At 62.3% G+C, this 13,781-nt stretch carries 14 protein-coding genes and 1 riboswitch; of the genes, 8 read left to right on the plus strand and 6 right to left on the minus strand.

The annotated features are described in order from the left end of the window. Positions 1-67: 67 nt before the first annotated feature. A complete protein-coding gene (deoC, locus tag ACMNAY_RS09945; protein WP_394966545.1) occupies positions 68-811 on the minus strand; it encodes a deoxyribose-phosphate aldolase in 744 nt (247 codons plus the stop codon). 186 nt (positions 812-997) lie between these two features. On the opposite strand from deoC, the gene ACMNAY_RS09950 reads away from it, so the two are divergent. The 5 genes from ACMNAY_RS09950 (at position 998) to ACMNAY_RS09970 (ending at position 4,469) form a co-directional block, all read left to right on the plus strand. Next, the gene (locus tag ACMNAY_RS09950) at positions 998-1,864 is read left to right on the plus strand and encodes a MurR/RpiR family transcriptional regulator (RefSeq protein WP_394976297.1); all 867 of its coding nucleotides are present in this window, start codon (positions 998-1,000) and stop codon (positions 1,862-1,864) included. Beyond that, positions 1,861-2,652, plus strand: a complete 792-nt coding sequence (locus tag ACMNAY_RS09955; RefSeq protein ID WP_418719262.1) for a YdcF family protein — start codon at positions 1,861-1,863, stop codon at positions 2,650-2,652. Before ACMNAY_RS09950 ends, ACMNAY_RS09955 begins: the two co-directional genes overlap by 4 nt. A gap of 82 nt (positions 2,653-2,734) precedes the next feature. Beyond that, positions 2,735-3,046 carry an ArsR/SmtB family transcription factor gene (locus ACMNAY_RS09960; RefSeq protein ID WP_418719263.1) on the plus strand — a complete coding sequence of 104 codons (312 nt, stop codon included), beginning with the start codon at positions 2,735-2,737 and terminating at the stop codon, positions 3,044-3,046. 75 nt (positions 3,047-3,121) lie between these two features. Next, a complete protein-coding gene (locus ACMNAY_RS09965) occupies positions 3,122-4,123 on the plus strand; it encodes a permease (protein ID WP_418719264.1) in 1,002 nt (333 codons plus the stop codon). A gap of 19 nt (positions 4,124-4,142) precedes the next feature. Continuing rightward, complete coding sequence (locus ACMNAY_RS09970; RefSeq protein WP_394976293.1) at positions 4,143-4,469, plus strand: thioredoxin family protein; 327 nt, start codon at positions 4,143-4,145, stop codon at positions 4,467-4,469. Between the two features lie 51 nt (positions 4,470-4,520). Here ACMNAY_RS09970 and ACMNAY_RS09975 read toward each other — a convergent pair whose 3' ends face one another. The 4 genes from ACMNAY_RS09975 to ACMNAY_RS09990 all read right to left on the minus strand — a co-directional run bounded on the left by ACMNAY_RS09975 (position 4,521) and on the right by ACMNAY_RS09990 (position 8,776). Continuing rightward, positions 4,521-5,519, minus strand: coding sequence for a Gfo/Idh/MocA family protein (locus ACMNAY_RS09975; RefSeq protein WP_418719265.1), 999 nt, complete (start codon positions 5,517-5,519; stop codon positions 4,521-4,523). Between the two features lie 40 nt (positions 5,520-5,559). Continuing rightward, a complete protein-coding gene (locus ACMNAY_RS09980; RefSeq protein WP_418719266.1) occupies positions 5,560-6,375 on the minus strand; it encodes a sugar phosphate isomerase/epimerase family protein in 816 nt (271 codons plus the stop codon). 30 nt (positions 6,376-6,405) lie between these two features. Then, the gene (locus tag ACMNAY_RS09985; RefSeq protein WP_418719267.1) at positions 6,406-7,593 is read right to left on the minus strand and encodes an ROK family transcriptional regulator; all 1,188 of its coding nucleotides are present in this window, start codon (positions 7,591-7,593) and stop codon (positions 6,406-6,408) included. Between the two features lie 217 nt (positions 7,594-7,810). Next, on the minus strand, positions 7,811-8,776 hold the full coding sequence (locus ACMNAY_RS09990) for a PLP-dependent cysteine synthase family protein (protein ID WP_394976289.1): 966 nt from the start codon (positions 8,774-8,776) through the stop codon (positions 7,811-7,813). 463 nt (positions 8,777-9,239) lie between these two features. On the opposite strand from ACMNAY_RS09990, the gene ACMNAY_RS09995 reads away from it, so the two are divergent. Then, on the plus strand, positions 9,240-9,749 hold the full coding sequence (locus ACMNAY_RS09995; RefSeq protein WP_418719268.1) for a hypothetical protein: 510 nt from the start codon (positions 9,240-9,242) through the stop codon (positions 9,747-9,749). A 24-nt stretch (positions 9,750-9,773) separates the two neighbouring features. Beyond that, positions 9,774-10,526 carry a hypothetical protein gene (locus tag ACMNAY_RS10000; protein ID WP_418719269.1) on the plus strand — a complete coding sequence of 251 codons (753 nt, stop codon included), beginning with the start codon at positions 9,774-9,776 and terminating at the stop codon, positions 10,524-10,526. Positions 10,527-10,569: 43 nt separating this feature from the next. Here the strand turns inward: ACMNAY_RS10000 and ACMNAY_RS10005 are convergent, their stop codons facing one another. Continuing rightward, positions 10,570-12,147, minus strand: coding sequence for a phospholipase D-like domain-containing protein (locus ACMNAY_RS10005; protein WP_418719270.1), 1,578 nt, complete (start codon positions 12,145-12,147; stop codon positions 10,570-10,572). A 124-nt stretch (positions 12,148-12,271) separates the two neighbouring features. Then, positions 12,272-12,346, plus strand: a riboswitch (Fluoride riboswitch). Between the two features lie 51 nt (positions 12,347-12,397). Here ACMNAY_RS10005 and ACMNAY_RS10010 point away from each other — a divergent pair. Then, positions 12,398-13,603, plus strand: coding sequence for a cation:proton antiporter (locus tag ACMNAY_RS10010; RefSeq protein ID WP_394976286.1), 1,206 nt, complete (start codon positions 12,398-12,400; stop codon positions 13,601-13,603). Positions 13,604-13,781: the final 178 nt, after the last annotated feature.

A 13,781-nucleotide genomic window follows, 5' to 3' on the forward strand; every position in this document is an offset into this window, starting at 1 on the left:
AAAACAAAACAAAGACCGCCGCATCGATGTTCCGATGCGGCGGTCTTTTTATGCTTTAAAGATGGGGTTACGCTTTGCCCTCGCGCATGGCCTTGGCTTCCTCGGGGGTGCAGTTCAGCACCACGGGGGTGGAGCGGTAGCCGATGCCCATGCGGTCGATACCCATGTCGATGAGCTTCAGGAAGTGCTCGCGGGTGCGGATGCAGCCGGAGCCCTTGATCTTGCAGCGGCCCTGGGCGGTGTCCATCATGGCCTGGATGACCTCATAGGTGGCGCCCTCGTTCTTGCCGCCGGTGAAGAAGCCGGTGCTGGTCTTCACGAAGTCCGCGCCCGCGGCGATGGCGGTCTCGGTGGCTTTCTTCACCTCGTCCAGGGTCAGAGCGTCGGTCTCGAAGATGACCTTCACTTCGGTGCCGTACTTATGGCACACGTCGCACACGGCCTTGATGTCGGCCTCCACCTCGGCCCACATGCCGCTGCGGATCCAGCCGTAGTTGGCAACGATGTCCAGCTCAAAGATCTTGCCGGTCTTGCAGTACTCCTCTGCCTGCATCACCTTGGAAGCGGTGGTGGACAGGCCGAAGGGGAAGTCGCACACCACGCAGATCTTGGTGTCGGTGCCTTCGCACAGCTCGATGGCGATGGGCAGGGAGGCGGGGTTGATGCACACGGTGCGGCAGCCGAAGTCGATGCCCTCCTGGATGTACTTGCGGATGTCATCCTGGGTGAATTCCGGCTTCAGAACGGACTGGTCAATGTAGGCGGCCAGCTCGGCCACGGTCATGTCGGCAGCTTTTTTTGCAGGTTTCATAGCACGTTCATACGCGGTGGGAATTCGCCGAAAAACGGGCGGGGCCGCGCATCTCCTTTCACTGGTTCCAGCATAGCACAGCGGCGCTACAATGTCAATTAAAATATGTAGTTTTACTACAAGAAGTCTTGCGGCCCGGCCCGCCGCGGGGTATAATGGAACCACAAAGGAAAGGGAGGCCACGTCATGCACCAGACCGTCGGCAAAATCAAGAAGAACTACGCCCAGCTGCGCGCCTCCGAGCGCAAGGTGGCGGACTGGGTGCTCTGCCACGCGGCCAAAGTGCCGGAGATGACCATGGCCCAGCTGGCGGCGGCGGCAGGAGTGAGCGAGCCCACGGTGGCCCGCTTCGCCGAAGCGGCGGGCTTTGAGGGGTTCAGCGCCCTGAAGCTGGCGCTGGCGAAGGAGGCAGTTCCTGCCGCCCCGCAGCGGCTTCTGGACGTGCATGTGCAGCCGGGTGATAAGCTGAGCACTGTGCCGGACAAGATGATCTCCATGGCCCTCAACGCTTTGGAGGACACCCGCCGCATGCTGGACGCCCGCAGCTACGAAAAGGCGGTGCGGGCGCTGGCCTCGGCCCGGCTCATCGACGTCTACGGCGTGGGCAACTCTGCCGCCGTGGCCCAGGACATGGTGGTCAAGCTGCTGCGCATCGGCCTTGCCTGCCGGGCCTACCCGGACAGCCACCTTCAGCAGATCTGCGCCTCCGCCCTGCAGCCGGGTGACGTGGCGGTTGGAATTTCCCACTCCGGCGCCACCCGGGACACGGTGGACGCCCTTGCCATGGCCCGCGCCCGGGGCGCGGTGACCATCGCCATCACCAACTTCAAAGGCGCGGAAATTTTGCGCCATGCGGACATCGCCCTGCTCACCGGCGACGTGGAGACCGCCTTCTACACCGAGACCATGTTCTCCCGCATCTCTCAGCTGGCCATCGTGGACAGCCTCTACATGGGCGTGATGCTGCAGGACTTCGAGCGGTTCTCCGGCGCGCTGGAAGGGGTCAACCGCATGGTCAGCCGCAAAGTTTACCGGGAGGAGGAAAACCAGTGACCCACCTTGTGCAGGACGCCCTGGATTTCAACACCCTGGCGGAGTTTCTTGCCCGGCGGGACGTGCCTTGTCTGGACGCCGCCGCGCTGCAGAAGATACTCGGCGCACCCCAGGCGGAGATGGTGCTGCTGTTCGGCGGCAGTCTGCCCGAGGGCTGCCGTCTGGCGGGGCAGCTGTGGCAGGCGGGGCTTGCCCGGAAGGTGATGACCATCGGCGGCGTGGGCCACACCACCGCCGCTTTTCTGGAGCGGTTCGAGAGCGCTCTGCCCGCCGGCCACAGCGCCACGGAAGGGGAGTGCATGAAGGAATACCTGCAAAGCGCTTTCGGTATTCCCGATGAGGATCTGCTGGTGGAGAACGCCTCCACCAACTGCGGCGAAAACGTGCGCTTTGCCCTGCGCATTTTGCAGGAACAGGACGCCCTGCCCGCCACCGCCATCGTGCTCCATGACTCCACCATGCAGCGGCGCATCGGCGCCACCCTGGACCGCTGGTGGCCGAAGGATACGACTCGTTTCGTCCACTTCGCCGCCTATCGGGCAAGGCTGGAAGCGGGGGAGGGCGGCTTGCACTTTGCGCCCAACCGCATCTGGGGTCTGTGGCAGCCGAAGCACTACATGAGCCTTCTGCTCAGCGAGATTCCCCGCCTGCGGGACGACGCCCAGGGCTACGGCCCCAACGGGCGGGACTTCATCGCCCATGTGGACGTTCCCGAAACGGTGACGGCCGCCTGGCAGCGGTTGGCCCGGCGCTACGACCATCTTCTGCGCCCCCGGCCCACCCTTTGAACAAACACCCTGTTGACAGAATTGCCGGCAGGGTGTATACTTTGTTCGACACATCAATAAAATTTGATTTGAGGTGAGCGGCATGGAGGACTATCGGCAGGAGGCGGCGGTGTTCCGCGCTTTGTGTGACGAAAAGCGCCTTGCCATTCTGGCCCGGCTTCGCAGCGGCGAAAAGTGCGCCTGCGTGCTGCAAAGCCAGGACCTGGGGCTGACCCAGTCCGGCCTTTCCTACCACATGAAGATATTGTGCGAATCCGGCCTTGTGGAGAGCCGCCAGGAGGGCAAATGGACCCATTACCGCCTCAGCGAGAGCGGGCGGCGGCGGGCGCTGGCCCTGCTGGAACAGCTCACCGCCCCGAACACCGAAGCGGAGGAGTGCTGCTGCAAAAAATAAGCGCCATCCGGCGGGTGGCGTTTTTTAACGGAAGAAACATCAAAAAATCTTGATGCAAGAAAGTGAGAGCTGTACATGGCGATTTGGCAATGGATACAAAACGAGCTTCTGGGAATGCGCTGGCTGAACGAGGCCATCGGCGCGGGGCTGCGGGCTCTGGGGGTGGACACGGCGGGCCGGCTGGGGGCCAGCGTTCAATTTTTCCTTTATGACACGGTCAAGATCACGGTGCTGCTGTGCGTGCTGATCTTCGGCATTTCCTACATCCAGAGCTTCTTCCCGCCGGAGCGCTCCAAGCGCATCCTGGGGCGGTTCCGGGGCCTGTGGGCCAACGTGGCGGCGGCGCTGCTGGGCACGGTCACGCCCTTCTGCTCCTGTTCCTCCATCCCGCTGTTCATGGGCTTCACCGGGGCGGGGCTGCCGGTGGGGGTGACCTTCTCCTTCCTCATCTCGTCGCCCATGGTGGACCTGGGCAGCCTTGTGCTGCTCACCAGCATCTTCGGCGCGCGGGTGGCGGTGGTCTATGTGGTGCTGGGGCTGGTGGTGGCCGTGGTGGGCGGCGTGCTCATTCAAAAGCTGGGCATGGAGCGATATGTGGAACCCTTCATCCTGTCGGCGGGAGGCGTGGACGTCTCTCTGCCGGATCTCACCCTGCGGGATCGCCTCACCTACGCCCGCGCCCAGATGACCGGCACGCTGAAAAAGGTGTTCCCCTACATTCTGGCGGGTGTGGGCGTGGGCGCCGTCATCCACAACTGGATCCCCGCAGGCTGGGTGGAGGCGCTGCTGGGCGGCAGCAATCCCTTTGGAGTGCTGCTGGCAGTGGTGGTGGGCGTGCCCATGTACGCCGACATCTTCGGCACCATCCCGGTGGCGGAAGCGCTGCTGGCCAAGGGTGCCCAGCTGGGCACGGTGCTGGCCTTTATGATGGCGGTCACCACCCTGTCGCTGCCCTCTCTCATCATGCTGCGCAAGGCGGTGCGTCCGCCGCTGCTGGCGCTGTTCGTGGGCGTGTGCGTGGCCGGGATCGTGGCGGTGGGCTATCTGTTCAACGCCCTTCAGGTATTCTTTATCTAAATATAAGGAGGAAAAAACGATGGGACTGTTCGGAAAGAAAAAGGAAGAAAAGACCGCCTGCGGCTGTGCGGGCGGCTGCAGTGCCCCCGCCGTGGACACCAGCCGTGGCGTCTTTGTGCTGGGTGGCGGCTGTGCCAAGTGCAATGAGCTGGAAGCTTCGGTGCGCGCCGCGCTGGCGGAACTGGGCTGGCAGGAGGAAGTGGGCCATGTGACCGACTTTGTCCAGATCGCGGCCCTGGGCGTGATGACCACGCCGGCGCTGCTGGCGGACGGCAAAGTGCTCTCCAGCGGCCGGGTGCTGAACAAGGACGAGGCCAAAGCGCTTCTGCAGCAGGCACGCGGCTGACAGAAAAAGAGACCGGCGCATCGTGAAAGATGCGCCGGTCCTTTGTTTGGTTCATAGGGTCACGGTCCGCCCGGTCTCCAGCGAGGTGCGGATGGCCAGAATGACCGACAGCACATGCCGCACATCCTCGGGGGTGATGGAGGTGATGGGGGTGCCGGCCTCAATGTGGCCGATGAAGTCCTCCAGCTCCCGCCGGTATGCGTCGAAGGGCTCGATCTCCAGTTGTTCCGGTTCATCGCCGCCGTAGAGCCAGGTCTCCCGCAAAGCGGACGCGGTGTCCTCAAGATTGGTCCCGGCGCGCATCAGGTAGCTCACCGATTTTGCGTCGCCCACCACGTTCAACTCCATGGTGAAGGGGAAGCCCTTGGGCATCTCGATGATGCCTTCGGCGGTGGCCTGGATCCCGTTTTCAAAGGTGAGAGAGCTGGCCACATGGTTCCAGCAGCCCACGTCGTTTTTCTGGCCCACCGCATAGACCTGCTTGACCTTGCCGAAAAGATAGCACAGATAGTCCACGTCGTGCAGGTGCAGATCGAACAGGCCGCCGCCGCTGTTTTCCGGCTTGCGGTACCACTCGCTCCACAGCGGATGCACCGACAGGCGGCTGGCCCGGGCGTATTTCACCGTGCCCAGTTCGCCTGCGTCGTACAGTTCCTTGGCCTTGACGTATTCCGGCCAGAAACGCACCGCCTGCCCCACGGCAAACTGCACGCCTGCCTCGGAAACAGCGGCCAGCATCCGCTCCAGTGATTCCATGGAGAGGGTGACCGGCTTTTCGCAGATGACGTGCTTTTTGTTCCGCGCGGCCAAAAGCACATACTGTTCGTGCAAAAAGGTGGGCAGGCAGATGTCCACCACATCCACCGGCACGGCGGCCAGCATTTCCTCGCCGTCGGCAAACCACGGGCAGCCGGCAGCCACGGCCAGCGCCTTGCCCGCGGCTTCGCCCAGATCGCACACGGCGGTGACGGTGACATTGTTCATTTCCTGATAGGCCGCCAGATGGGTCTTGCCCATGAAGCCTGCGCCCACGATCGCTACGTTGACCAAAACAGATTTCCCCTTTCAGTGCTCGCCTTTCATGAAACGCTCACAGCACAAAGCCGTGGGCTTTCAGATAATCCGCCGAGTCTTTCACGGCGGTGTTGATCTCCGCCAGATCCTTGGGGCCGGCCTGGGTGAACTCGATCTCCACGCTGAAAGGAGCGTTGTTGTTCGCCGCTTTCAGCTTGGCAAAGATGGTCTCAAAGTCCACATATCCCTTGCCCAGAGCGGGGAAATCCCAGGCGTTGCGCTCGCCGGCCTTGTCTTTCAGATGCAGATAAGCGATGTCGTCCATGCAGGTGTCCACGTCCTCGGCGGCGTCCACGTTGCCGTAGAACACGCAGTTGGCGGTGTCGTAGTTGATCTTCACCCGGTCGCTGCCCACCAGGTCCACGATCTCCTTCATGATGGTGCCGGTGGCGTGTTCGCCGTGGAGCTCCAGCACCAGCGTCAGGCCGTACTCCTCCAGCTTGGGCACAAGGCCCCGGATGTTCTCGGCCAGCAGTTCGTTGCCGGCCTTGGCGTTGTCCGCCAGATGGGCCTCGCCGATGGAGGAAACGATGTAGTCGCAGCCGAAGAAATTGGCCAGCCGCATGTTCATGACGAAATCGGGAAGACGGGCGGTGTCCATCAGATTGCAGTGCCCGCTCATGGAGAAGGGCACCAGATCCAGCTCTTTCAATTTGTCCTTCACGGCGCAGAGGGTCTCAAAGCTTTGGTCGGGGAACACGTGTTCCGTCCAGCCCTTGGTGGCCGTCAGCTCCACATAGTGGAACCCTGCCGCCGCAATGCCTTCCAGCGCGTCTTCAATGGAATAGCCGTGGTAGCAGTTGGAATTGACCGCAACGATCCGTTTGCTCATGGGAATAACCGCCTTTCGTCTGTGTTTGCTTCAGCGCAGGAACAGCTGCTGCTGTGTGTTGCCGGAAAAATCGTAGTGGGTGTCGATGTAATACTGGGCCGCGCCGGTGAACTCGGCCCCCAGCCCCAGCCGGGAGTATTTCACCTTCACCCGGCGCACAAATTCGCCGAATCCCATATCCTGCAGAGAGGTGCGTATCTCCGCCAGGAAGGCGGGCCCCAGGTTGGTTCCCGTGCCGCCTACCACCACAAGAGAAGGGTTGAACAGCGAGATCAGATTGGAAATGCCGCAGGCAAGATCCCGGCCGAGATCGGCGATGAGCGCCTGGGCGTTTTCGTTCCCGGCGTCGGCCATGGCGGCCACGTCACTGAACAGGAGCCGGCCCCCCTCCGGGACAGGCACCCCCCGGCGGGCCGCCCGCATGCCCAGGGCGTTCTCGCCCACAAGACACTCCAGACAGCCCCGGCCGCCGCAGCTGCACGCCGGGCCGTCCCGGTCGATGGAGAAGTGGCCGAACTGGGTGGCCATGGCGCCGGCACCCCGCAGCATCCGCCCCTCGGCGAACAGGCAGGCGCCCACGCCGACGGAGACGTTCACATAGGCAAAATAGGGCTCCTGCACCGGGGTGAACACCCGCTCGGCATAGGCAAAACAGGCAGTGTCGTTCAAAAAGCAGAGGGGATAGCCCGCAAGGGCCTCCCGCAGCTGCGGCACTACAAGATCGTTGAAATCCACCCCGATGACGGTGGAAAAAAGGCTTTGACGCTCTTCGTCCACGATGCCGGGAATGATGATGCACACGCCCATCACCCGGGCATCGCCCGCCGCGGGCAGAAGCTTGCGGGAGAAGACGCGCTTGATTTGTTTTACGCCTTCCGACGGGGCGCTCAGCGGCGCTTCGGTGCGGAACAGGATGCGGCTGTCGGAGGAGACGAGGGCGGCGTCCAGACGCGCCCGCCGCCAGCTGATGACTGCCACCACATTGCCGTCGCCGTGCACCTGCAGGGCGTTGGGCCGGCGGCCCTGATGGGAGCTGATGCCGGCGCCGCAGTCCACCACATATCCGCCGCGGATCAGTTCATCCACCAGGCTGGAAACAGTGGTCTTGCTCAGATCGGTGATGCCGGCAAGGGTCGCGCGGGAGATGTTGGCGTTGCGGTCGATCAGGCGGTAGATCCTTCGCAGGTTCTCGCTGCGGATGATTTGCTGGGTGATCAATGCCATCCCTGCTTTCTTCAAAAAGTCGAAGATGTGCTTATTTTGTTCAGCGACCTTACTAATTCTTGTCTTAATTTTAGCATATGCAAAAAGAGACCACAAGGCCCCGCGCCGAACTTCGGCGCTTTCGACACCGGGGGTGGCCCGTTGTTGTGAAAAAGAGCAAAAGAAAAGCCGCCGGCAGCACGCCGGCGGCTTGAAAAAAGCAAATTTGAACTCACGCGGACACCCGTTGCCAGCCCAGCAGCTCCACCCGGGGGGAGAGAAATCCCTCCCGCGCGGGGGCCGGATGGGCCAGGGCGGTGGTGAGGTATTTTTTGTTGTCGTCGGCAAAGACGGTGGCCGCAGGGCCGGCGCCGCGCCGGGTCAGCTCAATGGCGCCCAGCAGGTTCGCGCCCGAGGAGATGCCCACCCCAAGGCCCAGTTCCTTGGCCAGCCGCGCGGCCATGAGCACCGCGTCGTCGTCGTTTACCTGCAGCACCGTGTCGATGAGACTGCGGTCCACGATGGAGGGGATAAAGTCGTCTCCGATGCCCTCGATCTTGTGGGGGCCGGTGACGTTGCCGCCGCTCAGAAGGGGCGCGGCGTCGGGCTCCAGCGCGGCGATCAGAGCGCCCTGGGGCTTCAGACGGCGGGCAACGCCCATCAGCGTGCCGCCGGTGCCGACTCCGGCCGCAAAAGCCTTCACATCCGGCAGCGCCGCCAGAAGCTCCGCGCCGGTGGTGTGGTAGTGGGCCAGCACGTTCTCCTCGTTGTCGAACTGCAGCGGCTGAAAGGCCCCCAGTTCCCCGGCGGCCAGGCGGGCAAGGCGCAACGCACCCTCAAAGCCGCCCTCGGCGTCGCTCACCAGGTGCAGCTGCGCGCCGTATAACTCCAGCAGCTGCCGCCGCTCCCGGCTCATGCGCTCGGGCATGAAGATGTGCACCGGATGGCCGGTGAGCGCGCCCAGCGCGGCAAAGGCGATGCCGGTGTTGCCGCTGGTCACCTCCACGATGGGCTGGCCCGGAGCCAGCTTGCCGCTTTCCTCGGCGCGGGAGATGATGCGGGCAGCCACCCGGTCCTTGATGCTGCCGGAGAGATTGTAGCTTTCCAGCTTGGCGTACACCGCGCCGGGGCGGCCGTCCAGACGGTAGTCGATGCGGATGAGCGGGGTGTTGCCGGAAAGAGTTTCGTAAGACTTCATAACAGTTCTCCTTTTGTGTTGTGTTCATGTGTGCGGCGGGCAAAACAAAAAGGCTGCGTGCCTGCGCACACAGCCTTCAAAAGGACTCTGTCAGCCTGAAAGGCAAAGCACAAAGGCTTCGCCCCGCTTTCCGGGAGCCGCAATCGAAGGGGGCAGCAGACAGCACCAACAGGGCCGTCTGCCCGCCGCGCCCTCGGACCCGTTGGCCCAACGCGGAAAAGCAGCCGTCCCTCAACAGCGACAACAACAGATATTTTCTTTCACAGAGATCAAGTAGACAAGATTCATAAAAATCACCTTGTCACATACCCTACCATCCCGGAAGGATTTTGTCAAGGGCGCATTTTGGCAAAGAGAAAAAACGGATGTTTTGTTTGAATAAAATTTTCCTTGACACCGCCTGCGGGCAGTGATATATTGAAGTTGCATTTTATTGCAATAAAACAAACGGGAGTGCATCACGATGAAACTGAATCGAACCTTTGCGGCCCGCGCGGCGGTGCTCGCCCTTGCCTGCACGGTGCTGACCGCCTGCGGCGGAGAGACGGTGTCTCACCCCGGTTCGGCGGTGGAAGCACCGTCCTCGGTGTCCAGCCAGCCTGCGGAGCCCACGCCCACGCCGGAACCCACCACCGCGCCGGTGGCCGAGGGCAGCCTGCAGCTGACCGAAAAAGAGATCAATCTGGGCGATTATGAACTCTTCACCATGTTCAAAAACGGCTATGCCTGGGTGTGGGCGAATGGTGAGGCCGGCTACTTGAGCGAGGACGGCCAGTATACCGCGCTGTACTCCATTTCCCGGGAGGACATCTTCAACATCGACATGGAGCGCATGACCTCGGATGGTTTTACACTGCAGGAGAACGTTGAAAAACTCACCGACCTTTACTCCTGTTCCGAAAGCGGCATCGTGCCTTTCTATAAGGATGGTCTGTGGGGCTACTGTGACCTTTCGGGCAATGTGCTGGTGTAGCCTGCCTACGTCCGCATTTCGCCCATGGGCCAGCTGGGCTGGGGCGCCCGTGAGAGCGACGCGGGCACCGAGTATGATGTGCTTAAGCCCGACGGCTCGGTGATTGTCAGCGGCAAGATCTGCTGGTGCGACCCGCGCAACGGCTACTACTTTGTGAGTGAGTCCGACGGCGGCATCGCGGTGCTCTACAACGCCGACGGTTCGGTGGTGCTGGAGGATGTGCCTTACAGCTTCGGCAACTGCCCCATGCCGGATTTCACCACCTGGGAAGAGGGTGTTGTGGTGAGCGGTGTGCCTTATGACCGCACCGGTGCAAAGCTGGGCACCGACGGCCGCAAGATCGTGGGCATCACCGCCGGTTCCCGCCCGGTCTTTCTGGACGATGGCGGCTTTGGCATTCTGAACACCAACGGCTCGGTGGCCATCCCCGACAGCCTGCGCTACATCTCCGACGTGATGGCGGATGGCAGCATCTATGTGGAGGAAAACGGCACGGGTGTTCTGCATCACTATGACAGCGAGATGAACGTCATGGCCGACGGCGCTTTAGCGCGGGCGAAAGCCGGCGAACGGTATGCCGACGAGGAGCGCCGTGCCGTTATTGCCCCGGTGGAGATCTGCGACCAGGACGGCCAGCAGATCGCGCTGCTGGAGTCCGAGGTCGACATGGGTGAAGTCTTCTCCCAGGCGGATGGCGTGCTGAAAGTGGGCGACTGGTTCTATCTCTATGCCACCGACACCACCGTTCAGACCTACCAGTTCACCCCCGCGGAATAAACAAAGAAACGCCCGGCGGACGCTTGTCCGCCGGGCATTTTTTTTACATCAAAGGCGCGACCACCTTCAGCACCGGCCCCAGCAGCCGAAGCCGCCGGGCGTTCTGCCAGATGGTGCCCTTTTCCACCGCGCGGCACTGGGCCAGGGTGGCTTTAAAGTCCGCTTCAATGTCCGCAATGCACTCCACGCCGTACATCCAGGTGGCGCACTCGAAGTGGTGGTAGAGACTGCGGTAGTCCAGATTGATGGTGCCCACCACCGCCTCCCGCCCGTCGGCCACGAATACCTTGGCGTGCACAAAGCCGGGGGTGTATTCGTAAAGTTTCACCCCCGCGTCCAGCAGGGCGGCGTAATGGGTCTTGGCCAGCGCGTAGGGCGCGGTCTTGTCCGGCACGCCGGGCAGCATGATGCGCACGTCCACGCCCCGCCGGGCGGCAAATTCCAGCGCGCTCTGCATCTCGCCGTCCAAAATCAGGTAGGGCGTCATAATGTGCACATACTTTGTGGCGCGGTTCAGAATATCCATGTAGACCTGTTCGCCCACCTTGTCCTCATCCAGAGGGCAATCACCGAAGGGCATCACAAAGCCGGGCGCGCTGCGGGCGGGCACCGGCGCGGCGCAGAAGTCCCCGAACTGGGGCGGCTGCTCGGTCACGTTCCACATCTGCAGGAACATCAGCGTGAAACTGCGGGCAGCCTCGCCCTTGAGCATCACGGCGGTGTCCTTCCAGTAGCCGTACTTTTCGATGCGGTTGATGTATTCGTCCGCCAGGTTCACCCCGTCGTTGAAAGCGGTGTGGCCGTCGATGACCAGGATTTTGCGGTGATCCCGGTAGTTGTAGTGGGTGGAGACCAGCGGAACCACCGGCGCAAAAGCCTTGCATTTGATGCCCAGCTTCGCCAGCCGCCGGGGATAGTCGTGGGGCAGGGTGGAGAACTCGCAGGTGCCGTCGTACATCACCCGCACGTCCACGCCCTCTTTGGCCTTGCGGGCCAGGATCTCCAGGATACGGCCCCACATCACGCCCTCGTCGATGATGAAGTATTCCAGAAAGATGAACTTTTCCGCTTGTTCCAGTTCGGTGAGCAATCGCTCCCATTTGTCCTGGCCCAGAGGAAAGTAGGTCACCTCGGTGTTTTGATACACCGGCTGGCAGCCGGTGCGGCCAACATAGCGGGCCAGTGAAGCGGCGCCGGGATTTTCTTCTTCCAGCGCGGCAAAGGCTTCGGGCTGCGGAGGCAGGGTGTCACGGGTGAGGCCGATCATCTGGGCCACACGGGCTTTCTCTGCCCGGTGCCCCAGGTCGCTTCGCACCAGCCAAAACAAAAGCGCGCCGGCGCCGGGCGCGGACATGATGATGACCAGCCAGGTGATCTTGGCGGTGGCGTCCATGCGGGTGTTGAGAAGATACAGCACCATCACCGCCGAAAACAGCGCTGCGCCGCCGATGAAGTGGGGCAGCAGCCCGGCAAACCAGCGGAACGCGCTGAGAACGAGCAGCACCTCCATCACCAGCAGGACCAAAAACAGGCCCAACCGGCTGAACAGCGCGTGCACAAGACCTTTTTGCCCCTTCCTGAGCAGGCGCAGGCCGGTGGATTTCAGGTCATTCTGATTCATGGCGCACCTCCGAAAATAGCTTTTCCCAGGATGCTCCCATTATAACATGGCCCGGCGGGGCCATCAACCGCGTCGGCCGGCAAAAAAAATCCATCCTTTACAAACCGCCGGCGCCGGTGTATAATGACCGGCAGGGAATGAAGTTCTCCCTTGGGAAACCTAAACCGCTTTTTCAAAAGCTGATGACTTCTGTGATCGATTGGGTCGCGGAAGCTGTCGGCTTTTTTTGCGTCCCGAAGGAGGAACTGGTATGTTAACAAGTCTTGCATTCGTGTTTCTGGCGGGCCTCGCGGCGGCGGCCATCTGCCAGCAGCTGCACCTGCCCCGCATCATCGGCATGCTGGCGGTGGGCGTTGTGCTGGGGCCTTGCGCGCTGAATGTGCTGGATGATTCCATCCTCTCCATCAGCGCCGATCTGCGGCAGATGGCCCTTATCATCATCCTGCTCAAAGCGGGCCTTTCGCTGAATCTGGCGGACCTGAAAAAGGTGGGCCGCCCGGCGGTGATGATGAGCTTTGTGCCCGCCAGCTTTGAAATCGCGGCCTATGTGCTGCTGGCCCCGGTGCTGCTGGGCCTTTCTCTGGCCGAAGCGGCGGTGATGGGCGCGGTGATGGCGGCGGTTTCGCCGGCGGTGGTGGTGCCCCGCATGGTGCGTCTGATGGAGGAGGGCTGGGGCACAAAACAGGGCATCCCCCAAATGGTGATGGCCGGCGCCTCCTGCGACGACATCTTTGTCATCGTGCTCTTTTCCACCTTCCTGGGCATGGCCCAGGGGCAGGGGGCGGACCTGGCGGCGTTCGCGTCCATTCCGGTGTCCATCGTGTGCGGTGTGGCCCTGGGCGCGGCGGCGGGCTGGGTGCTCAGCGCCTTCTTTGAGACCGCCTATGCCCACGCCCATATGGTGCGCAACAGCATGAAGGTGATCGTGGTGCTGGGGGTGTCCTTCCTGCTGATGGCGGTGGAGGACTGGCTGGAGGGCACGCTGCCCGTCTCCGGCCTGCTTGCGGTGGTCAGCATGGCTTGTGTGCTCAAGCTGCGGTGCGCGCCGGGTGTCTCGATGCGCCTGGGCCAGAAGTTCGGCAAGCTGTGGCTGGCGGCGGAGGTCATCCTCTTCGTGCTGGTGGGCGCGGCGGTGGACGTGCGCTATACCCTGGGCGCGGGCCTGGGCGTGATCGCGATGATCGCGCTGGCGCTGGTGTTCCGGGCGGTGGGCGTTACCCTCTGCCTTGCGGGAACCGCCCTTTCCCGCAAGGAGCGGCTGTTCTGCGTCATCGCCTATCTGCCAAAAGCCACCGTGCAGGCGGCCATCGGCTCGGTGCCGCTGGCGGCGGGCCTTGCCTGCGGGCAGTTGGTGCTGTCGGTGGCGGTGGTGGGCATCCTGCTCACCGCGCCGCTGGGTGCGCTGGGCATGGACCTGACCTATCAGAAACTGCTTCAGGGCCCGCAGGAAAAATAAAATTTTCCCCTCTGCATCGGCGCTGTCAGTGGCTTGCGCGGACTTCCGCCTCAAAACCGGGTTGCAATCGGAGAAAAATCTGTTATACTTATATCCGTGTTTTTTGCACAAAAGGCTTTTCCTCACGGGAACGGCTCATGTTGCATGAAATAAGGAAGAAACACAAAAAACGCCCGAA

The organism is Candidatus Allofournierella merdipullorum, assembly GCF_048426865.1.
Lineage (GTDB): Bacteria > Bacillota > Clostridia > Oscillospirales > Ruminococcaceae > Allofournierella_A > Allofournierella_A merdipullorum.

What these genes read in the sequence shown, in the direction of transcription:
- deoC (WP_394966545.1), bottom strand. Translation starts at nt 811, where the DNA reads ATGAAACCTGCAAAAAAAGCTGCCGACATGACCGTGGCCGAGCTGGCC.
- ACMNAY_RS09950 (WP_394976297.1), top strand. Translation starts at nt 998, where the DNA reads ATGCACCAGACCGTCGGCAAAATCAAGAAGAACTACGCCCAGCTGCGC.
- ACMNAY_RS09960 (WP_418719263.1), top strand. Translation starts at nt 2,735, where the DNA reads ATGGAGGACTATCGGCAGGAGGCGGCGGTGTTCCGCGCTTTGTGTGAC.
- ACMNAY_RS09965 (WP_418719264.1), top strand. Translation starts at nt 3,122, where the DNA reads ATGGCGATTTGGCAATGGATACAAAACGAGCTTCTGGGAATGCGCTGG.
- ACMNAY_RS09970 (WP_394976293.1), top strand. Translation starts at nt 4,143, where the DNA reads ATGGGACTGTTCGGAAAGAAAAAGGAAGAAAAGACCGCCTGCGGCTGT.
- ACMNAY_RS09980 (WP_418719266.1), bottom strand. Translation starts at nt 6,375, where the DNA reads ATGAGCAAACGGATCGTTGCGGTCAATTCCAACTGCTACCACGGCTAT.
- ACMNAY_RS09990 (WP_394976289.1), bottom strand. Translation starts at nt 8,776, where the DNA reads ATGAAGTCTTACGAAACTCTTTCCGGCAACACCCCGCTCATCCGCATC.
- ACMNAY_RS09995 (WP_418719268.1), top strand. Translation starts at nt 9,240, where the DNA reads ATGAAACTGAATCGAACCTTTGCGGCCCGCGCGGCGGTGCTCGCCCTT.
- ACMNAY_RS10000 (WP_418719269.1), top strand. Translation starts at nt 9,774, where the DNA reads ATGGGCCAGCTGGGCTGGGGCGCCCGTGAGAGCGACGCGGGCACCGAG.
- ACMNAY_RS10005 (WP_418719270.1), bottom strand. Translation starts at nt 12,147, where the DNA reads ATGAATCAGAATGACCTGAAATCCACCGGCCTGCGCCTGCTCAGGAAG.
- ACMNAY_RS10010 (WP_394976286.1), top strand. Translation starts at nt 12,398, where the DNA reads ATGTTAACAAGTCTTGCATTCGTGTTTCTGGCGGGCCTCGCGGCGGCG.